Genomic DNA, 19,000 nt, shown 5'->3' on the forward strand with positions numbered 1-19,000 from the left:
GCCGCGTGACCGCGTCCGAAGGGAGGGGGCTATGGCACCGCACCGCCCGGACGCGGGTTCCCTCGCCGAGCAGTTGGCCGCCGAGTCGCTGCAGAGCCTCACCCCCGAGCTGGTCCGCAGGCTGCCCCAGGTGCTGGAGGCCATGGTGGCGATCGGCGCCGACGTCGATCTGCGGACCGTCCTCGACCGCATCGTCCGCACGGCGGCGGCGCTCACCGACGCCCGGCACGCGGCGATCGGCGTCCTGGGCGCGGAGGAGAGCGCCCACGTCGAGGACTTCATCACCCATGGTGACGCTGCCCTCATGCGGCGACGCGTCCGGGACCGCCCGGACGCACACCTCCTCAGCGTGCCGATCCGGGTGCAGAGCGAACCGTTCGGACACCTCTACCTCAGCGACAAGTCGGGCGGGCAGCCGTTCACGGACGCCGACCTCCACCTGGTCCGCGTCGTGGCCACCGAGGCGGGCATCGCCATCGGCCACGCCCGCCTGCTGGAGTCGGCCCGGCAGCGGGCCCGCTGGATCGACGGCAGCGCCGCCCTCACCACCGCCCTCCTGAGGGGCACGGGGGACGCCCTCTCCGTGGTGGCCGAGCAGGCCCGCCGGCTCGCGGACGCCGCGGCCGGGCTCGTCTTCACGCCCACCGAGGAGGGCGGCCTGCGGATCGTCGCCGCCGCCGCGGACGACCCCGACGAACTGCTGGGCCTGCGGCTCCCGCCGCACAGCCCGCTGGTGGGCGCTCTCCTGCTGGGCGAGCCGGTGTTCGTGGAGGACTGCGCGACCGATCCCCGGCTGATGACCCGGGCCGCCGCCCGGTACGGGCCGAGCATGATGCTGCCGCTGGGCAGCGAGGGCCGGATCCTGGGCATGCTCGCCGTCCCTCGGAGTCCGGACGCTCCCCTGTTCACCGCCACCGAGCGCACCCTCGCCCAGCGCTTCGCCTCCCAGGCCGCGCTGGCCCTGCTGCTGGCCGAGGCCGGAGGGGACCGGGAACGGCTGGCCGTCTACGAGGACCGCGACCGGATCGCCCGGGATCTGCACGACCTCGTGATCCAGCGGCTCTTCGCCACGGGCATGATGCTGGAGGGCGCCCAGCGCAGCGCCGACCGGGCGGGCGCGCCCGAACCGCGGGGCGAGGTGCGGCAGCGGATCACCCAGGCCGTCGACGAGCTGGACGCGACCGTCCGGGAGATCCGCACCGCGATCTACGCGCTCCAGCAGGGTCCCGTGGAGCGCCCCGACGACTCCCTGCGCTCCCGTGTCCTGCGGGAGGTCCGCACCGCCGCGGAGGCCGCGGGCTTCCCGCCCTCGGCGACGTTCACCGGGATGGTGGACTCCCTGGTCGGCGAGCAGACGGCGCGGAACCTGGTGGCCGCGGCCCGCGAGGCGCTGTCCAACGCGGTGCGGCACGCCGCGGCCGGCCGCATCGAGGTGACGGTGGACGCCGCCGCGACGCTCCCCGACGGCCGCCCCGCCGTGCGGCTGGCCGTCGCCGACGACGGCGCCGGGCTGCCGCCCGGCTCGGCGGGCCGACGCCACAGCGGACTGGCGAACCTGCACCGCCGGGCCCAGGAGCTGGGCGGCACGACCCGGACCGGCCCGGGGTTGGACGGCGCGGGCACCACCTTCGTCTGGGAGGTGCCCCTGTGAAGCACTGCGGGGGAGGCGCCTCGAAGCGGGTTGCAGAAACGTTCTAGCGCAAGGTGAGCAGGGCTTCGATGGCCACCGCGACGCCGTCATCGTTGTTGCTCAGCGTCTGGAACGTCGTGGCCGCCCGCACTTCCGGATGCGCGTTGGCCATCGCGTACGAGGTGCCCGCCCACGTCAGCATCTCCAGGTCGTTCGGCATGTCCCCGAACGCCACGACCTCCTCCGGGGCGATGCCCCGCTCGGCACAGCAGTGCGCCAGCGTGCCCGCCTTGCTCACCCCGCGCCCGCTGACCTCCAGCAGGGCGGTCGGGCTGGAGCGCGTGAACTCCGCGAACTCCCCGGCGGCCCGCCGTGCGAGCTGGAGGAAGGCGTCCGGGTCCAGCTCCGGGTGGTGGGCCAGGAGCTTCAGGACGGGTTGCTCCGCGTCGCGCCCACCCTCCCCGAGCAGTTTCCCGACCGGCGCCACCTCCGCGCCCGGGTCCTCGAAGAACGGCGGATACGCCGGCTCGTGGTGGAAGCCGCCCACCCGTTCCACGGCGAACGCCACCCCGGGCGCGACGTCGCGCAGCGCCCCGACCACGGCCAGCGCGGCCCGCGGGCTCAGCTCCCGCACCTCGACGATCTCCCGCCCCCGGTGCAGATCGACCACGGCGGCGCCGTTCGCGCAGATGGCCAGCCCGTGGCCGTGTACGTGCTCGCTGACGACGTCCATCCAGCGTGCCGGGCGCCCGGTGACGAAGAAGACCTCGATCCCCGCCTTCTCCGCGGCGGCCAACGCCGCGACGGTGCGCTCGGACACCGACCTGTCGTCGTGCAGGAGCGTTCCGTCCAGGTCCGTCGCGATGAGCCGGGGCGCGCGAGGGGGCAGCGGAAGACGACGGAACGTAGCGGCAGCATCAGTCACGGTGACCATCATCCCGCACCGGCCGCACATTCGGGCACCGCCCTGCCCGTTCGAGCTCCGAGCCGTCGGTGGGGCACGAACCGGCACCTCTCCCGGCACGCGTCCCGCGGCACCCTCAACCTGGTTCAGGCGCCCCGCTCACGGCACGTGCACCGAGAGCACTGTGCCGTCCGCGAAGGTGACGAACAGTGCACCGCCAGACACCATGGCGGTGGTGGGGCGCATGGCCACCGAGCCGCCGGACGTGTTCTCGCGGGGCCAGCCGGAGTAGGTCCGGTGGACCATTCCCTCCCCGCTGTCGAGCTCAAGGCTCCGCACTCCGCCGCCGTCCATCGTCAGTACCCGGCCGCCGGCCACCAGCACAGCCGGGTCCTCGGCCGTCGTCACGGACCACTGTTCCCGTCCGGTCCGCAGGTCCACCGCCCGCAGGTAGGGAAGGCCGCGCCGACGGCCGGGACCCTGGGCGATCGCCAGACCGGCACGGCTCACGGCCGCAGGCGGGACGGTGCGGACGTCGCTCACCCGCCGCAGCGTTCTGGCGTCCAGCACGCCGTCCGGACAGATGGTGTGCCGCGCGCCCCGCGCGGGCAGTGGGCAGAACTCCGGGAACCTGGCCAGGGTGTCCCCAGTCGCCGGGTCCAGCGTGAGGGTCTCGACGGGGCCATGTACCCAGACCCGGTCGCCCACGATGTCCAGGGAGTTCGGGAACGCGCTGTTGATCACCCGCTCCCACTGCAACCGGCGGTCGTCGGCCGAGTAGGCGCGGAACAGCATGTTGAGCGCCGTCCCCGCCCCGCCGCTGCCCGTGTAGGAGACGAAGACGCGGCCCTCGTGGACCCGGGCGGTGGACGGCCGGTAGCCGGTCTCACCGGGGATCTTGCCCACGACTTCGCCGTCGTCGAGGCTCAGGATCGCGAATCCGTCCCCGTCCGCAGAGGTGACGTAGGCATGGTCCGCGTCCAGATCGAGGCCCGCCACGCCGGAGTTGCCGGCCGTCCCGTCCTCGGCCGGGTACCGCCACAGCGGAGATCCGTCGGACGCGTTGAGCGCCTCGAGCCACAGCGCGTCGCTGTCCTCGTTGTGCAGTCGGCAGACGAGAGCGGTCCCGCCGAGTGCACAGTCCAGCGGCTCTCCCGAGCCCTCGAAGGAGGCGGTCCACGGCGACCACGCCTCGGGAAGCCGGGAGCGGTCCAACGCGTCCGGGCCGAAATCCCGCATGGTGGAGGCGACGACCGGGACAGCGGACTCGCCGGTTCCCTCGCTTCCCGCGTCGTCCGCGGGACCGAGTGACGGGCGCTCAGCCCGGCCTGCCCCCGCGCCGTCCGCGTCGCTGAGCAGCGGCAGCAGCACGGCGGTGAGGGCGCCGGCCAGCAGCATGGCACCCCCGGCCACGGCCCACCTCAGCCGCCTGCGGCGCGGTGCGACGGCGGGAGGGAGCGCCGTGGCGATGTCGGACGCCGGTGGTGCGGCGGCTGCGATGGGCGGCCTCTGCGGCGACGGCGGTGCGTTCAGGACCCTGCCGACCGCTGTCTCGTACTCGCCGATCACCTCGCGAACGCCGTCCGGCCAGGGAAAAGGCGCGGCACGAGGGGAGGAGGCGACCGGACGGGCGGCGGCCTCGGCAGCGGGGTCGAGCCGCCGGACCAGCTCGGCCGGTGTGGGCCGCTGGTCCGGGTCGCGGTGCAGACACGCCGTGACGATGTCCCGCAACTGTTCCGGCAGCCGGGACAGGTCGGCGTCCCCTTGGGCGATGCGGTGCACGATGGCGGCGAACTCGCTGTCCTGGAATGGCCCCTGCCCGGTGGCCGCGAAGCACAGGACGGCGCCGAGGCAGAAGACGTCGGACCCGGACGTCACCGACCCGTCGCCGGCGATGTGCTCCGGCGACATGAAGCCCGGGGAGCCGACCAGGACGCCCGTCGCGGTGAGTGCCGTCACGTCGTGGGCCTTGGCGATACCGAAGTCGATGAGCCGCGGGCCGCGGCTGTCCAGGACGACGTTGGCGGGCTTCAGATCGCGGTGCACGAGCCGCGCGCCGTGCACGGCCGCCAGCCCCCGGGCCAGGTCCGCTCCCATCTCCCGGACGACGGGCACCGGCAGCGCGCCCGCACGGGCGACCGCCTCGTCGAGCGAGGGGCCGACGACGTACTCGGTGGCGAGCCAGGGCCGCTCGGCGTCCGGGTCGGTGTCGACGAGCGCGGAGACGTACGGACTGCGCACCGCGCGGGCCGCCCGCGCCTCCCGGCGGAAGCGGAGCCGGAAGTCGCCCTCCAGCTCCGGGGCCAGGTCTGAACGGATCGTCTTCAACGCGACGAGCTCGTCGGGGCCGCCGTCGGGCGGCAGGGCGAGGTGAACGCTTCCCATGCCCCCGGCCCCGAGACCGGCCAGCAGCCGGTACGGGCCGACGTCGTAGGGGGCGTGGGCGTCGAGTGGGCGTAGCACGGGGCGCGACTCCAGGATGATCGGATGTCCGGGGAGAGACGGTCTGCGTGGGGGTGCCGGAAGCGTCAGGCGGGAAGCTGCACGGAACGGACGGTTCCGTCGTGGTAGGCGATGAAGAGCACCCCACCGACCGAGAGCAGCTCCGGACCCCACACGTACGCGTCGACATCGCCGTTGACGCCGCCGCCTGCGCGGTTGCCCGGGGCGCCCTCGATCTCGGTCCGCCCGCGCTCACCGCCTTCCAGCGGCAGCGTGTAGAGGTACCGGTTGTCCACGAACAGCGCGGTGGCGCCGACGATCGTCGCCTCGGAGTGGACGTACCCGTCGGGACCGCCGTCGGCCGGCCCTTCGCCCACGTCCTCCAGCCGGGTGGGAAACACCCCGACGGTGCGGGGCGTTCCCGGGGAAGCCGTTCCGGCCAGGGCGGTGAGGACGAACTTGGTACGGTCCCGCTCCAGGCTGTACTCGCCGGCGCCTGCCGCGATCACGCCCTCCGCGGGAACCACGACGGCGCCGTCGTCCGGGACGCCGGTGGCCACCGGCTCAAGAGTCACGGCGTCCAGGGTCAGCGTCCTGCCCCCGTCGACGTCGCACAGGACCCCGCCTCCGTGTGCCCGGACCGCTCTGCAGTCGCCCTCCCCCGGCACGGCCAGATGGGTCGGTTCGCCGCCCCTCGCCTCGAACGCGGTCAGTCCGCCCTCGGTCACGGCGACGAAGCGCCCCGCCACGAACGACTCGCCCACGAACACCCCGAAGGCCGTCGCGGGACGCTCGGACGTGGCCAGCTGCCGAGTCCAGAGCGGCTCGCCTGTCACGGCGTCGAACGCGTGGGCCGTGGCCCGCTCCCCGTCCGCGGTGACGAGGACGACGCCGTCGCCCAGGAGAAGGTCACCGACGACCTGCCCCGCCCCCTCGGCAGCCAACGGCCGCTCCCAGCGGACGGCCCCATCGTCCGCGGCGCGGCCCCGCACCGTCTCCCCCTCGGCGGATACGACGGTGTCCCCGTGGATCACCGGGCCGCTCGGATTTCCCGGAAGCTGCAGACCACGCGAGCCGGAGAGGCCGGGTGACGCCTCGGGGGCGGCCGAAGGGGCCTTCCAGAGCGGCCTCCCATCCGCCGCGCGGACGGCCTCCAGCCCGCCGTTCAGCGTCCGGCACACCAGGAGCTCGCTGTTCAGCGCGCACCGCCAGGGCCGCTCGGTCAGCTTCGTGCTCCACGGCGTCCAGCTCTCCGGGCGGGCGCCGGGATCGACAGGAAAATAGCGGGTGAGCTCAGCCCCGTAGCGGTCGACTCCCGCCGTCGGCTCGGCGCCTCGGGACGGTGACGGCGATGCTCCGGGCTTCGCTGAATGCTCCGGCGGTTCGCCGTCCTTGGTCGGCCACAGCTCCACCACTCCGAGCACTCCCACGACGAGCGCTCCCGCCAGCACGGCAGCGAGGGTGCCCCGACGACGCCGGCGGACCGGTGCCGACGGCGGGGCGAGAGGTCTCGGGGGCGGGCCGGATATGGTCGGCGCGCTGTGCACCGGAGAGGCACCGGGCATCGTCGGGACCGCACCACCCGTCGGCCCGGCGGCGGCGACAGCCCGGGCCAGCTCATCCTGGTGCGCCGTCACCATGGCCCGTACCGCGGGCGGCCAGACGGCGGGACCGTCAGGGGAGCCGACGGCCGCCCCGAAACGGGCGTCCAACTCGGCGGCGTCGGGCCGGGACGAGGGGTCGGTGACGAGACAGTCCTCGATCAGCGAACGCACCTCAGCCGGCACCGAGGCCAGATCGGCGTCGGCTTGGGAGATGCGGTACAGCACGCCGGCCACCGGTCCGTCCCCGAAGGGGTTCTCACCCGTCGCGGCGAAGCAGAGCACGGAGGCCAGACAGAAGACGTCGGACGCGGCGACCACATGCCGCCCGCCCAGGACGTGCTCCGGCGACATGTAGCCCGGGGAGCCGACCAACGCACCGGTCGCCGTCAACGTGCTGGCACCGAAGGCGCGGGCGACGCCGAAGTCGATGACCTTGGGCCCTTCGGCACCCAGCAGGACGTTCGCCGGTTTCAGGTCCCGGTGCTGGACGCGGGCGTAATGGATACCGCGCAGTGCCCGGGCGAGACCGAGACCGAGGTGCCGTACCGCCTCGACGGGCAGCGGCCCCGCCGTGCGCACCGCACGCTCCAGCGTGGGCCCGGCGACGTACTCGGTGGCCATCCAGGGCTCGGCGACGTCGGCCTGTCCCGCCAGCAGACGAGCAGTGGCACGCCCCTTGACCTCCCGGGCTGTTGCCATCTCCCTGCGGAAGCGGTCACGGAACGCCGGATCGTCGCTCAGCTCCGCCCGGATCGTCTTGACGGCGACGAGGTGCGGCTCGCCGCCCGCGGGGGACGGGCGCGTGTCCATGCCCAGATACACCTCGCCCATGCCGCCCGCGCCCAGGCGGGCGAGGAGCCGGTACGGACCGACCTGCCGCGGGGACCGGCCGTGGAGCTCACCGAACACGCCGCCCCCTGCCGCTCACGCGAGGGCAGACCGCGGAGTAGGCCGCGACGAGCGCGGCGTTGCGAACGCGCATGTATGTTCCCCCTGTTGCCGGTGCCGGCCGACGATCAACTGTATCGGCCGCGGGGGAGGGAAACACTGCTGGTGCCCTGCCCGGCACCCTGTGTGGACGCCCGGCCCCGCAGGTCCGGCAGCCCCCCGGGGGGAGCCGCACATGGCGTCGGTGTCGTCGTAGGCTCGGGCCCATGAGCCTGCGTCTGAGCACCGCGATCCTGCCCGTCGACCGCTGGCACGAGGCGGGGGGCGCGAAGTGGCGGCGGGCCGAGGAGCTCGGTTTCCACACCGCCTACACCTACGACCACCTCTCCTGGCGGGTGCCGTTCCGGGACGGGCCCTGGTTCGGGGCGGTGCCCACGCTCACCGCCGCGGCGACGGCCACCGAGCGGCTGCGCCTGGGAACCCTCGTGACCTCGCCCAACTTCCGGCACCCGGTGACCCTCGCCAAGGAGCTCATCTCGCTCGACGACGTCTCCGGAGGCCGGATCACCCTGGGCATCGGCGCCGGGACCAACGGCTTCGACGCGACGGCGCTGGGACAGGAGCCCTGGTCCCCCCGGGAACGCGCCGACCGCTTCGCCGAGTTCGTCGGGCTCCTCGACCGGCTGCTCACGGAGGACGCCGTGTCCGTCGACGGGGCCCGCTACGCCGCCCACGAGGCCCGGAACATCCCCGGCTGCGTGCAGCGGCCCCGGCTGCCGTTCGCGGTGGCGGCGACCGGCCCGCGCGGCCTGCGCCTGGCCGCCCGGCACGGCCAGGCCTGGGTGACCACCGGCGACCCCCGGCTGTTCGAGGACGGCACGCCGGAGCAGTCGCTGGAGGCACTGCGCGGACAGCTCGACCGGCTCGCCGAGGCCTGCGCCGGGGCGGGACGGGACGCGGCGGAGCTGGACAAGGTACTGCTCACCGGCTTCACCCCGGAGCACAACACGCCCTTCGAGTCCGTGGACGCCTTCGTGGACTTCGCCGGGCGCCATGCGCGGCTCGGCTTCACCGAGCTCGTCCTCCACTGGCCGATCCCCGACTCCCCGTTCGCCGTGGAGCAGGCCGTTTTCGAGAAGATCGCCACCGAGGCCCTCCACCAGCTCGGCTGAGGGCTCGGCCGAGGGGCCGTCCGGACCCCGGGGAGAGGGGCGGCGTCGGTGAGAGGATGCGCGCATGACAGGCGGCTACCTCCGGTTCCAGTGCACGACGCCCAACGCCCGGGGCGTCCTCCCGGGCATCTTCGTCACGGTGAACGGGCTGGCCCGCGAAGGCCGACTCACGGCCGAGCAGGACGAGTTCCGGCGGACGACGAACGCCTGGTACGACGCCGCCTACACCAATCCGACCCATGTCGATCCCACTGTGTACGACCACGCGGTGAACCCCGGCGCCGTGGCCTGGTTCAAGCCCACCGCCGGCCATCTGCTGGCCCGGATCGACGGCTATCTCGACATCCTCGCCGCGCACGGCGTGCCCTACGTCCACCTGGAGTCCGCCGACCCCGGGCGCGTCGTGTACGAGGACGCGCACCAGATCGTCGTCGTCCCGCGTCCGGAGGTCTGAGCCTCGCGCCGCCCGGGCGGTCCGGGGCGGTCAGCCGGGGAGGTTCAGGCGGGCGGCGGCGCGCAGGAGGCGCGGGGAGAGGCGTGAGAGGGCCCGCACCACCCTGGCCTCCGGGGTGACCGGAACGACCGCCCGGTTGCGGACGACGGCCTTCAGGACGGTGTCGGCCACCTTCTCCGGGGCGTAGTCACGCCGGGCGTACAGCCGGGCGGCCTTCTCCCGGCGGCGCCGCTGCTCCTCCTCGCCCACGCCGACGAACCGGGACGTGGCCGTGATGTTGGTGTTGACGACGCCGGGGCATATGGCGGTGACGCCGATGCCCCGGCCGGCCAGCTCGGCGCGCAGGGACTCCGTCAGCATGAGGACGGCGGCCTTGGAGGTGCTGTAGGCGGGCAGCGCGGTGGAGGGCAGGAACGCGGCGGCGGAGGCGGTGTTGACGATGTGTCCGCCCTGCCCGCGCTCGGCCATCTGCCGGCCGAAGAGCCGGCAGCCGTGGATGACGCCCCACAGGTTGACGTCGAGCAGCCGCCGCCAGTCCTCCGTGGTGGTGTCCAGCAGGGGGCCGGTGACGCCCACGCCCGCGTTGTTGACCAGGACGTCGACGATCCCGTGCTCGGCTGCGACCCGGGTGGCCAGCTTCTCCATGGCGTGCTCGTCGGCGACGTCCACCTCCTCGGGCCACGCCTCCTGGGCGCCGACCAGCCTTGCCGTCTCGGCGGTGCGGGCGGCGCCTTCGGCGTCCCGGTCCACCGCGATGACCCGGGCGCCCGCCTCGGCGAAGGACAGCGCGACCGCGCGCCCGATGCCGCTGGCCGCACCCGTGACCAGCACGAGCTGCCCCCCGAAGCGATCCGCGTAGGGCCCCCGGGCCCGCGCCTCGTGGCCCGGGCCCGCGGTGGAACCCTCGTGCTCGGCGACGAACGCGGCGATCCAGGAGGCCAGTTGGTCGGGACGAGTGCGGGGGACCCAGTGCCGGACGGGGAGGGTGCGCCGGGTGAGCCGCGGCACCCACAGCTCCAGCCCGTCGTAGAGGGCGGGGGAGAGATAGGGGTCGCGGGTGGGCACGACGAGCTGTACCGGCACGTGGGCGTAGGCGTCGGTGCGCGGGCGGCGGACCCGGTGGCCGTTGTCCCGGTAGAGCCAGATGCCGTGGACGGCGTCCTGGCGGAGGGAGGCCGAGGGGAAGTCGGCGTCGGTGAGGCCTTCCGCGCGGCGCACCATGGTGGGCCAGCGCGTGCCCAGAGGGCCGCGCCAGGCCGGCTCGGCCAGGCGTGTGAGCAGGAAGTGGACGTACCAGGACTTGGCCTGTTGCCGCAGGAGCTGGCCGACGTGCCGGGGCGTGGGGCGGGCGCGCCGCTGCCTGATCCAGTGGCCGAGGTGGTCGAGCGACGGGCCGGAGACGGAGGTGAAGGAGGCGACGCGGCCCCGGGTGCGCCGCGCCGTCGCGAACTCCCAGCCCTGGACCGAGCCCCAGTCGTGCCCGACGAGGTGCACGGGGGCGTCGGGGCTCACGGCGTCGGCCACGGCCAGGAAGTCCGCCGTGAGCTTCTCCAGGGTGAATCCCCCGTGCAGGGGCCGGGGCGCGGTGGACCGGCCGTGCCCGCGGACGTCGTAGGCGACGACGTGGAAGCGGCCGGCCAGCCGCCGGGCGACGGGCCACCACAGCTCCTTGCTGTCCGGGTAGCCGTGCACGAGCACGATCGTCGGCCGTTCGGGGCTGCCCAGCTCGACGAGACTCAGCCGCACCCCCTCGGCCGTGGTGACCTGGCGCTCGCGCGCCCCCGCCGGCAGCTCGGCGCCTCCGCCGTTGCTCATGTGGCCGCTCCTCCCCGTTCCCCGTCCGACCTTTGCCGTCCGACGTTCCCCGCACGACGTTCGCCGTCCGATGCCAGGACAGCCTATGGCGGCACACACCGAGACGAAAAGGGCTGTGGATACCGTTGGTAACCCCTACGGTCGGCGGGAGGCTCTCCACCCTGAGGCGGATACGCCTCCAGCCGTCGAGGCGGACGCCGCGCCTCCGGCGCGCCGATAGCGTCGAGTTGTGACTGTGATCGCGACCCAAAGCCTCACCAAGCGGTATCCCCGGGTGACCGCGCTCGACCGCCTGACCGTCGACATCACACCGGGCGTCACCGGCCTGGTGGGTGCCAACGGCGCGGGCAAATCCACTCTGATCAAGATCCTGCTCGGGCTCTCCCCGGCCACCGAGGGCGGCGCCCGGGTCCTCGGCCTCGACGTCGCCACCGAGGGCTCGGCCATCCGGGAGCGCGTCGGCTACATGCCCGAGCACGACTGCCTCCCTCCCGACGTCTCGGCCACCGAGTTCGTCCTCCACATGGCCCGGATGTCCGGGCTGCCGCCCATCGCCGCCCGCGAGCGCACCGCCGACACCCTCCGGCACGTCGGCCTCTACGAGGAGCGCTACCGCCCCATGGGCGGCTACTCGACGGGCATGAAGCAGCGGGTGAAGCTCGCCCAGGCCCTCGTCCACGACCCGAAGCTCGTGCTGCTCGACGAGCCGACCAACGGCCTCGACCCGGTCGGCCGGGACGACATGCTGGCCCTCATCCGGCGCGTCCACACCGACTTCGGCATCTCGGTGCTCGTCACCTCCCACCTGCTCGGCGAGCTGGAGCGCACCTGCGACCACGTCGTCGTCGTGGACGGCGGCCGGCTGCTGCGCTCCTCCGCCACGACCGAGTTCACCCAGGCCACGGCCGCCCTCGCCGTCGAGGTCACCGACACCGACGCCCACCCCGACGGCGGGGCCGCCCTGTTGGCCGCCCTCCGGGACGCGGGTCTGACCGCCCAGCCGGCCGGCGCCGAGAACGGCCTGCCCGGCGCCGGGCACGTCCTCCTCGTGGACCTCGCCCGCGCCGGGGAGGTCCAAGACGCCGCGGTCGAGGGCGACCAGGACGCCGAGGCCACCTACGACCTCGTGCGGGACGCCGTCGCGGATCTCGGCCTCGGCCTCGTCCGCATGGAACAGCGCCGCCACCGCATCGCCGAGGTCTTCCAGAGCCACGACAGCGACCCGAAGGGAGGCAGCGGCCATGCAGACTGAGCACCCCCACCGGCCCGGCGGGACGCAGCACGCCGCCACCGCGCACGCCGCCAGCATCCACGACATCGGCTACCGCAACTACGAGGGCGCCCGGCTCGGCCGCTCCTACGCCCGGCGCTCGCTGTTCGCCCAGTCGCTGCGCGGCGCCTACGGCCTCGGCCGGTCCGCGAAGTCCAAGATCACACCGATGATCCTGTTCGGGATCATGTGCGCGCCGGCGCTCATCGTCGTCGCCGTGGCCATCACCACCGACCTGAACGACCTCCCGGTGGACTACCGCGAGTACGCCGGCTACCTCTCGGCCGTCATCGGGCTGTACCTGGCGGCCATGGCCCCGCAGTCCGTCTCCCGCGACCTGCGCTTCCACACGGTGCCGCTGTACTTCTCCCGGCCGATCGAGCGGATCGACTACGTCCTGGCGAAGTACGCGGCCATGGCCTCGGCGCTGCTCGTCTTCACCGCGGCGCCGCTGCTGATCCTGTACGTGGGCGCGCTGCTGGGCAAGCTGGACTTCGGGGAGCAGACGGCCGACCTCGCCCTCGGCCTCGTCTCCGTGGCGGTGCTCTCCGTCCTCTACGCCGGGGTCGGGCTCGTCATCGCCGCCCTCACCCCGCGCCGGGGCTTCGGCGTCGCCGCCATCATCGGCGTGCTGACTGTGCCCTACTTCGCGGTGACCACGCTCCAGTTCATCGCCGACAGCAGGAACAACGCCGACGCCGTCGGCTGGCTCGGCCTCGCCTCGCCGGGCACCCTGGTGTCCGGATTCCAGGCCAAGTTCCTGGGGGCGCCCTCCGACTTCCCCGGCGCCGTCGTCCCCTCGCACGCCGCGGGCGCCTGCTACCTCCTCCTCGTCCTCGCCCTCGTGGCCGGCTCCTACGCCGTCCTGATGGCCCGTTACCGGAAGGCCGGACTGTGAGCACGATCCGCATCGACCACGTCTCGCGCTGGTTCGGCAACGTCGTCGCCGTCAACGACGTGACGATGGACGTGGGCCCCGGAGTCACCGGGCTGCTCGGCCCCAACGGAGCCGGGAAGTCGACGCTCATCGCCATGATGGGCGGCTTCCTGGCCCCCTCCGTCGGCACCGTCACCCTCGACGGCGCCGCCATCTGGCGCAACGAGGGGGCCTACCGGGAGATCGGCATCGTCCCCGAGCGGGAGGCGATGTACGACTTCCTCACCGGTGAGGAGTTCGTGCTCGCCAACGCCGAGCTGCACGGCCTGCCCGACCCGGGCGCCGCCGCTCGGCGCGCCCTGGCCACCGTGGAGATGGAGTACGCACAGACCCGTCGCATCGACACCTACAGCAAGGGCATGCGGCAGCGGGTCAAGATGGCCTCCGCCCTCGTCCACGAGCCCTCCGTGCTCCTTCTGGACGAGCCGTTCAACGGCATGGACCCGCGGCAGCGCATGCAGCTCATGGAGCTGCTGCGGCGCATGGGCGACGACGGCCGCACCGTGCTGTTCTCCTCGCACATCCTGGAGGAGGTCGAGCAGCTCGCCTCGCACATCGAGGTGATCGTCGCGGGACGCCACGCCGCGAGCGGCGACTTCCGCCGCATCCGCCGGCTGATGACCGACCGCCCGCACCGCTACCTGGTCCGCTCCAGCGACGACCGGGCGCTGGCCTCGGCCCTCATCGCGGACGCCTCGACGACGGGCGTCCAGTTCGACCAGAGCGAGCGTGCCCTGCGCGTGCAGGCCGTGGACTTCGAACGTTTCACCCGTGAGCTGCCCCGCATCGCCCGCGCCCACGACATCCGGCTCCTGACCGTCTCACCCTCCGACGAGTCGCTGGAGTCCGTCTTCGCCTATCTGGTCTCGGCCTAGCAAGGAGCCCGCGAGATGTACGACCCCACCGTCGCCCGGCTCACCTACCGGGCACTGCTCGGCCGCCGCCGGGCCGCCCTGCTGAGCCTTCTCCCGGCACTGCTGCTGCTCATCGCCGTGGCCGTGCGACTCATGGACCTCGCCGACGACGAGGTGGCCGTGGAGCTGCTGCGGGGCTTCGCCCTCGCCACGATGGTCCCGCTCATCGGCGTCATCGCCGGAACGGGCGCCATCGGCCCCGAGATCGACGACGGCTCCATCGTCTATCTGCTCTCCAAGCCGGTGAAGCGGAGCACGGTCATCACCACGAAGCTCTATGTGGCCGTGGCCGTCACGATGACGTTCTCGGCCGTCCCGATCCTGCTGGCGGGCCTCATCCTCGTCGGGGGAAGCCAGCAGATCGCCATCGCCTTCGCCATCGCAGCCGTGGTGGCCTCCATCGCCTACAGCGCCCTGTTCCTCCTGCTGGGCACCGTCACCCGGCACGCCGTCGTGTTCGGCCTCGTCTACGCGCTGCTCTGGGAGACGCTGTTCGGCTCCTTCGTACCCGGTGCCCGTGCCCTGAGCGTGCAGCAGTGGGGGCTGGCCGTCGCCGAGGAGGTGGTGGCCAGCGGTGCCGACGTCACGGCTGACGTCGGCCTCGGTGTGGCGGCGGTCCTGCTCACGGCGGTGACGGCGCTGGGCGCCTGGTACGCCGCACGGCGGCTCAAGGTGCTGACGCTGACCGGAGAGGAGTGAGCTTGCGCCGGTTTCACGTGAAACCGGCGCAAGCATCCGGCCATCACTGACCGGCCATCAGGAGTACCGTCCGTGACGGTCGTCGGCCTCCGCCGTTATACGCGGCGGATCTGCTCCCTCCCCGTTGGGATGTACGCCGATGACCACTCCCTCCTCCGCCACGTGGAACCGCTCCGCCGGCCGCGCCCTGACCGGTGCCGTACTCGCCGCCGCCCTCGGCCTCGCCGCAGCGCCCGGCGCCCTCGCCCTCGACTCGCCCGCCGCTTCCGGCGCCCTGATCGGGAAGCCCGTCAAGGCCAAGCCGCTGCCCGTCGGCGATCCGTCCGACGCCACCGCGGGGGAGGCCGCGGCCGCGCAGAAGGACGGTTGGCGCCAGGGCGACCTCCGTCTCGACGCCAATCAGAACGCCGCGGTCGAGGCCTTCCTGGATCGCGCGGCGAAAGCCGAGAAGACCATCAGCCCCCAGATCCGCACGGTCGCGGCGTGGACCGGTGCCGAACTCGTGGGTTTCGACTACCGGCTGAAGTCCGAGGAGTCCACGAAGCGCAAGATCGCCACCTGGCTCAAAGGCGACCCGAACCAGACCGTGCACGAGGCGCTGGACGACCTCAACGACTCCGTGCGCTACACCCTCGTGTGGCAGGACGGGGAGTACACCGAGGGCGCGCGCGAGGCCTCGCACATGCTCGTCCACTGGGGTCACGACAGCGTGCGCTGGGCCAACGCCTGGAAGAACCGCACCGGCTACAAGGCCATCAACGCGGCGTGGAAGGACCCCATGTGGGGCCACAAGTTCGAGATCCAGCTCCACACCCCCGCCAGCAAGCGGGCGGCCGAGCTGACCCACCCGCTGTACGAGGAGTGGCGTCTGCCCGACACCTCTCCCGAGCGCAAGGCCGAACTGGCAGCGGAGCAGGCCCGGATCTTCGCCGCCGTGCCGGTGCCCGCCGGGGCGGCGGAGCTGAAGGCCCCCGAGCTCACCCGTCCGCCCCGGGTGCCGCAGCCCGCGTGAACCGGGCCGTAGGAGCGCCGGTCCGTGTGACCGGCCACGTGCCCTGGGGCGCCTGACGCGGCCCGCGTGGCCTGGCCCGCGTGCCCTGGGCCCCCGCGCCCCGGCCCGCGAGAGCCCCGGGCGCACGTCACCCGGGCCGGGGCGTACCTCGGCCGCCGCACTCAGCGGCCGAGGTACGCCCCGCCGTTGACCTGGATGACCTGGCCGGTGATGTGGCCGGCGGAGTGCGAGGCCAGCCAGTGCAGCGTCTCGGCCACATCGCCCGGCGTGCCCGGGCGGCCGTTGAACGTCTCGTCGACCAGCCGTTCGTGGCGCTCGCGCGGCAGCCCCTCGCCGAAGAACTCGGTCGACTCCACGTAGCCGGGCGCCACCACGTTCACGGTCACGCCGCGGGGGCCCAGCGTCCGGGCCAGGTCGAAGGCGTACGGGTGCAGTGCGGCCTTGCTCGCCGCGTAGGCGCCCGAGCCCGAGCCGCGGTAGGCCGCGATGGAGCTGAGGAACAGCACCCGGCCGCCGGGGGAGGCGAGCCGCTCCCGCAGGGCCTCGGTGAGCAGGACGGCCGTCAGCGTGTTGAGCCGGAAGTTCAGCGTCCAGTCGTGCTCGGCCGAGGCCACCGGGTCCTCGCGGTCCAGGCCCTCGGGCTCGGACTCCAGGCGGCCGTTGCCGCCCGCGCTGTGCACGAGGACGTCGACCGCGCTGAACTCCTCCGCCACCGTCCGGGCGAGCCGCCGGGCGCCCTCCGCCGTGGCGAGGTCCGCCGGCACGGCCAGGGCCCCGGGCACCTGGGCGGCCGCCTGCTCCAGCACCTCGCCGCGCCGCCCGGCCAGGACCACCTGGTCGCCCTCGGCCGCGAAGCACCGGGCCGTCGCCAGGCCGATGCCGCTGCCACCACCGCTGATCACCACTGTGCGCGTCATGGCGCGAGCGTAACGTCACGCGGCGGACGACGCGTGACGGTTCCTACGCTCCGGGGACGCCGCTCTCGAGCAGGCGCTCCAGCACGAGGGCGATGCCGTCGTGCTCGTTGGAGGCGGTGACCTCGTCGGCCACCTCGACCAGCTCGGCGTGCGCCCCCGCCATCGCGACGCCGTAGCCCGCCCACGCGAACATCGGGGCGTCGTTGGGCATGTCGCCGAAGGCGATGGTCTCCGCGCCGCGCACCCCCAGGCGACGGCCCGCGAGGGAGAGCCCGGTGGCCTTGGAAAGTCCCGGCGGCAGCAGCTCGACGATCCCCGGGCCCGCCATCGTGACGCCGACGAGCGCGCCCACCGTCTCCCGGACGAGCTTGGTCAGGACGTCGTCGGACAGGCGTGGGTGCTGGAGGTAGAGCTTGCTGAGCGGCGCGGCCCACAGCTCGTCCCGTTCCGGGCACGGCAGTACCGGCAGGGGGCCCTCCTGGACCCGGTAGCCGGTCTCCACCAGGACGTCGCCGTCCAGCCCGTCCCGGGCGGCGGCCAGCAGGAGCGGGCCGGTCTCGGCCTCGATCCGCTCGACCGCGTGCCGGGCGAGCCGGCGGTCCAGGGTGACGGAGGTCAGCAGCCGGTGCTCGCCCGCGTGGTAGACCTGCCCGCCCTGGCCGCAGACGGCCAGCCCGCGGTAGTCCAGGGCGTCCAGGATGTGGCGCGCCCAGGGCACCGAGCGGCCGGTGACGACGAGGTGGGCGGCGCCGGCGGCCGTGGCGGCGGCCAGCGCCTTCCGGGTCCGGGGTGAGATCGTCTCGTCGCCGCGGAGCAGGGTGCCGTCGAGGTCCGTCGCCACCAGCCGGTAGGGGAAGCTCACGAGGCGACGGGCTCCAGCAGCTCCCGGCCGCCCAGGTACGGGCGGAGGGCCTCCGGCACCCGGACCGAGCCGTCGGACCGCTGGTGGTTCTCCAGCAGCGCCACGATGGTGCGGGGGACGGCGCACAGCGTGCCGTTGAGTGTGGCCAGCGGGCGCACCTGTTTGCCGTCGCGCATCCGCACCGACAGCCGGCGGGCCTGGAACTCGTCGCAGTTGGAGGTGGAGGTGAGCTCTCGGTACTTGCCCTGGGTGGGGATCCAGGCCTCGCAGTCGTACTTACGCGAGGCGGAGGAGCCCAGATCGCCCGAGGCCACGTCGATGACCTGGAAGGGCAGTTCGAGCGAGGTCAGCCACTGCTTCTCCCACTCCAGCAGGCGGGCGTGCTCGGCCTGGGCCTCCTCCGGGGCGACGAAGGAGAACATCTCCACCTTGTCGAACTGGTGGACCCGGAAGATGCCCCGGGTGTCCTTGCCGTAGGAGCCGGCCTCACGGCGGAAGCAGGGTGAGAAGCCCGCGTAACGCAGCGGGAGCCGGGAGGCGTCCAGGATCTCGTCCATGTGGTAGCCCGCGAGCGCGACCTCGGAGGTCCCGACGAGGTAGAGCTCGTCCTTCTCCAGGTGGTAGACGTCCTGCGCGGCCTGGCCGAGGAAGCCGGTGCCCTCCATGGCGCGCGGCTTGACCAGCGCCGGGGTCAGCACGGGGGTGAAGCCGGCCGCGGTGGCCTGCGCGATGGCCGCGTTGACCAGGGCCAGTTCGAGCAGGGCTCCGACGCCGGTGAGGTAGTAGAAACGGGAGCCGGACACCTTCGCGCCGCGCTCGACGTCGATGGCGCCGAGGAGCTGGCCCAGCTCCAGGTGGTCCTTGGGCTCGAAGCCCTCGGCCGCGAAGTCCCGGGCGGTGCCGATCGTCTCCAGCACGGTGAAGTCGTCCTCACCGCCGACGGGGACGTCGGGGTGGACGAGGTTGCCGAGGCGGCCCAGCAGCTCCTGCGTCAGGGCCGCGGCCTCGTCCTGTTCGGCGTCCGCGGCCTTGACGGCGGCGGAGAGCTCGGCGGCCTTCTTCAGCAGCTCGGCCTTCTCCTCCCCGGTGGCCTTGGGGATGAGCTTGCCGAGCTGCTTCTGCTCGGATCGCAACGCGTCGAAGCGGGCGCTGGAGGACCTGCGCCGCTCGTCGGCGGCCAGGAGCGAGTCGACGACGTCGACGTCCTCGCCTCGGGCGCGCTGGGAGGCGCGCACACGGTCTGGGTCCTCACGAAGCAAGCGAAGGTCAATCACTCCCCCAGGCTACCGGGGTGTGGAAGGGGTGCTCTCACCGATATCCCGGTTGGTGGCTCTATGCACCGTTTGGTCGTTTGTGTCGATGGCGGGTGAAGGGAATTCCGCCGTGTTCGCCACCGGCTTATCCACAGGTCACGGGGGGTCGGCGAAGATATCCACAGGGTGTTCACGACCTCTGTGGAAATGATCGGAACAGGTTTGAG

The 19,000-nt window shown here is 73.3% G+C and carries 15 protein-coding genes; 8 read left to right on the forward strand and 7 right to left on the reverse strand.

All coding sequences use genetic code 11. The features are described from left to right. The first annotated feature begins 31 nt into the window (after window positions 1-31). A complete protein-coding gene (locus O7609_RS13055) occupies window positions 32-1,651 on the forward strand; it encodes a sensor histidine kinase (protein WP_269743613.1) in 1,620 nt (539 codons plus the stop codon). A gap of 43 nt (window positions 1,652-1,694) precedes the next feature. Here O7609_RS13055 and O7609_RS13060 read toward each other — a convergent pair whose 3' ends face one another. The 3 genes from O7609_RS13060 to O7609_RS13070 form a co-directional block, all read right to left on the reverse strand. After that, a complete protein-coding gene (locus O7609_RS13060) occupies window positions 1,695-2,564 on the reverse strand; it encodes a Cof-type HAD-IIB family hydrolase (protein WP_269736776.1) in 870 nt (289 codons plus the stop codon). A gap of 129 nt (window positions 2,565-2,693) precedes the next feature. After that, window positions 2,694-4,997, reverse strand: a complete 2,304-nt coding sequence (locus tag O7609_RS13065) for a protein kinase domain-containing protein (protein ID WP_269743614.1) — start codon at window positions 4,995-4,997, stop codon at window positions 2,694-2,696. Between the two features lie 65 nt (window positions 4,998-5,062). Next, window positions 5,063-7,489, reverse strand: a complete 2,427-nt coding sequence (locus O7609_RS13070) for a protein kinase domain-containing protein (protein ID WP_269743615.1) — start codon at window positions 7,487-7,489, stop codon at window positions 5,063-5,065. A 245-nt stretch (window positions 7,490-7,734) separates the two neighbouring features. Here O7609_RS13070 and O7609_RS13075 point away from each other — a divergent pair, with 245 nt between their 5' ends. Both O7609_RS13075 and O7609_RS13080 read left to right on the forward strand, forming a co-directional pair. Next, window positions 7,735-8,640 (forward strand): LLM class flavin-dependent oxidoreductase, encoded by a 906-nt coding sequence (locus O7609_RS13075; protein ID WP_269736773.1) that lies wholly within the window; start codon window positions 7,735-7,737, stop codon window positions 8,638-8,640. 64 nt (window positions 8,641-8,704) lie between these two features. After that, window positions 8,705-9,094, forward strand: a complete 390-nt coding sequence (locus O7609_RS13080) for a hypothetical protein (protein WP_269736772.1) — start codon at window positions 8,705-8,707, stop codon at window positions 9,092-9,094. Between the two features lie 30 nt (window positions 9,095-9,124). On the opposite strand, the gene O7609_RS13085 is transcribed toward O7609_RS13080, so the two are convergent. Then, window positions 9,125-10,909, reverse strand: a complete 1,785-nt coding sequence (locus O7609_RS13085) for an SDR family oxidoreductase (protein WP_269743616.1) — start codon at window positions 10,907-10,909, stop codon at window positions 9,125-9,127. 235 nt (window positions 10,910-11,144) lie between these two features. Between O7609_RS13085 and O7609_RS13090 the strand changes: the two genes are divergently transcribed. From O7609_RS13090 to O7609_RS13110, 5 genes are all read left to right on the forward strand, one after another. After that, a complete protein-coding gene (locus O7609_RS13090; RefSeq protein ID WP_269744355.1) occupies window positions 11,145-12,161 on the forward strand; it encodes an ABC transporter ATP-binding protein in 1,017 nt (338 codons plus the stop codon). After that, entirely contained in the window at window positions 12,151-13,077 is a 927-nt protein-coding gene (locus O7609_RS13095; RefSeq protein WP_269736770.1) for an ABC transporter permease, read from the forward strand. Before O7609_RS13090 ends, O7609_RS13095 begins: the two co-directional genes overlap by 11 nt. Next, on the forward strand, window positions 13,074-13,991 hold the full coding sequence (locus O7609_RS13100) for an ABC transporter ATP-binding protein (RefSeq protein ID WP_269736769.1): 918 nt from the start codon (window positions 13,074-13,076) through the stop codon (window positions 13,989-13,991). The genes O7609_RS13095 and O7609_RS13100 overlap by 4 nt, the downstream gene beginning before the upstream one ends. Window positions 13,992-14,006: 15 nt before the next feature. After that, window positions 14,007-14,729 carry an ABC transporter permease subunit gene (locus O7609_RS13105; RefSeq protein ID WP_269736768.1) on the forward strand — a complete coding sequence of 241 codons (723 nt, stop codon included), beginning with the start codon at window positions 14,007-14,009 and terminating at the stop codon, window positions 14,727-14,729. Window positions 14,730-14,868: 139 nt separating this feature from the next. Next, window positions 14,869-15,741: an ATP nucleotide 3'-pyrophosphokinase gene (locus tag O7609_RS13110; RefSeq protein ID WP_269743617.1), complete on the forward strand. Its 873-nt coding sequence runs from the start codon at window positions 14,869-14,871 to the stop codon at window positions 15,739-15,741. A 161-nt stretch (window positions 15,742-15,902) separates the two neighbouring features. Here O7609_RS13110 and O7609_RS13115 read toward each other — a convergent pair whose 3' ends face one another. From O7609_RS13115 to serS, 3 genes are read right to left on the reverse strand one after another with little or no spacing between them, the layout of a single operon-like run. After that, the gene (locus O7609_RS13115; RefSeq protein WP_269743618.1) at window positions 15,903-16,658 is read right to left on the reverse strand and encodes an SDR family NAD(P)-dependent oxidoreductase; all 756 of its coding nucleotides are present in this window, start codon (window positions 16,656-16,658) and stop codon (window positions 15,903-15,905) included. Between the two features lie 43 nt (window positions 16,659-16,701). Beyond that, complete coding sequence (locus O7609_RS13120; RefSeq protein WP_269736765.1) at window positions 16,702-17,520, reverse strand: HAD family hydrolase; 819 nt, start codon at window positions 17,518-17,520, stop codon at window positions 16,702-16,704. Continuing rightward, window positions 17,517-18,794: a serine--tRNA ligase gene (gene serS, locus O7609_RS13125; RefSeq protein WP_269736764.1), complete on the reverse strand. Its 1,278-nt coding sequence runs from the start codon at window positions 18,792-18,794 to the stop codon at window positions 17,517-17,519. Before serS ends, O7609_RS13120 begins: the two co-directional genes overlap by 4 nt. Window positions 18,795-19,000 lie beyond the last annotated feature (206 nt).

The sequence above is a fragment of the Streptomyces sp. WMMC1477 genome (genome assembly GCF_027460245.1).
Classification (GTDB): Bacteria; Actinomycetota; Actinomycetes; order Streptomycetales; family Streptomycetaceae; genus Streptomyces.

What these genes read in the sequence shown, in the direction of transcription:
- O7609_RS13075 (WP_269736773.1), top strand. Translation starts at nt 7,735, where the DNA reads ATGAGCCTGCGTCTGAGCACCGCGATCCTGCCCGTCGACCGCTGGCAC.
- O7609_RS13080 (WP_269736772.1), top strand. Translation starts at nt 8,705, where the DNA reads ATGACAGGCGGCTACCTCCGGTTCCAGTGCACGACGCCCAACGCCCGG.
- O7609_RS13110 (WP_269743617.1), top strand. Translation starts at nt 14,869, where the DNA reads ATGACCACTCCCTCCTCCGCCACGTGGAACCGCTCCGCCGGCCGCGCC.
- O7609_RS13115 (WP_269743618.1), bottom strand. Translation starts at nt 16,658, where the DNA reads ATGACGCGCACAGTGGTGATCAGCGGTGGTGGCAGCGGCATCGGCCTG.
- O7609_RS13060 (WP_269736776.1), bottom strand. Translation starts at nt 2,564, where the DNA reads ATGGTCACCGTGACTGATGCTGCCGCTACGTTCCGTCGTCTTCCGCTG.
- O7609_RS13085 (WP_269743616.1), bottom strand. Translation starts at nt 10,909, where the DNA reads ATGAGCAACGGCGGAGGCGCCGAGCTGCCGGCGGGGGCGCGCGAGCGC.
- O7609_RS13055 (WP_269743613.1), top strand. Translation starts at nt 32, where the DNA reads ATGGCACCGCACCGCCCGGACGCGGGTTCCCTCGCCGAGCAGTTGGCC.
- O7609_RS13105 (WP_269736768.1), top strand. Translation starts at nt 14,007, where the DNA reads ATGTACGACCCCACCGTCGCCCGGCTCACCTACCGGGCACTGCTCGGC.
- O7609_RS13095 (WP_269736770.1), top strand. Translation starts at nt 12,151, where the DNA reads ATGCAGACTGAGCACCCCCACCGGCCCGGCGGGACGCAGCACGCCGCC.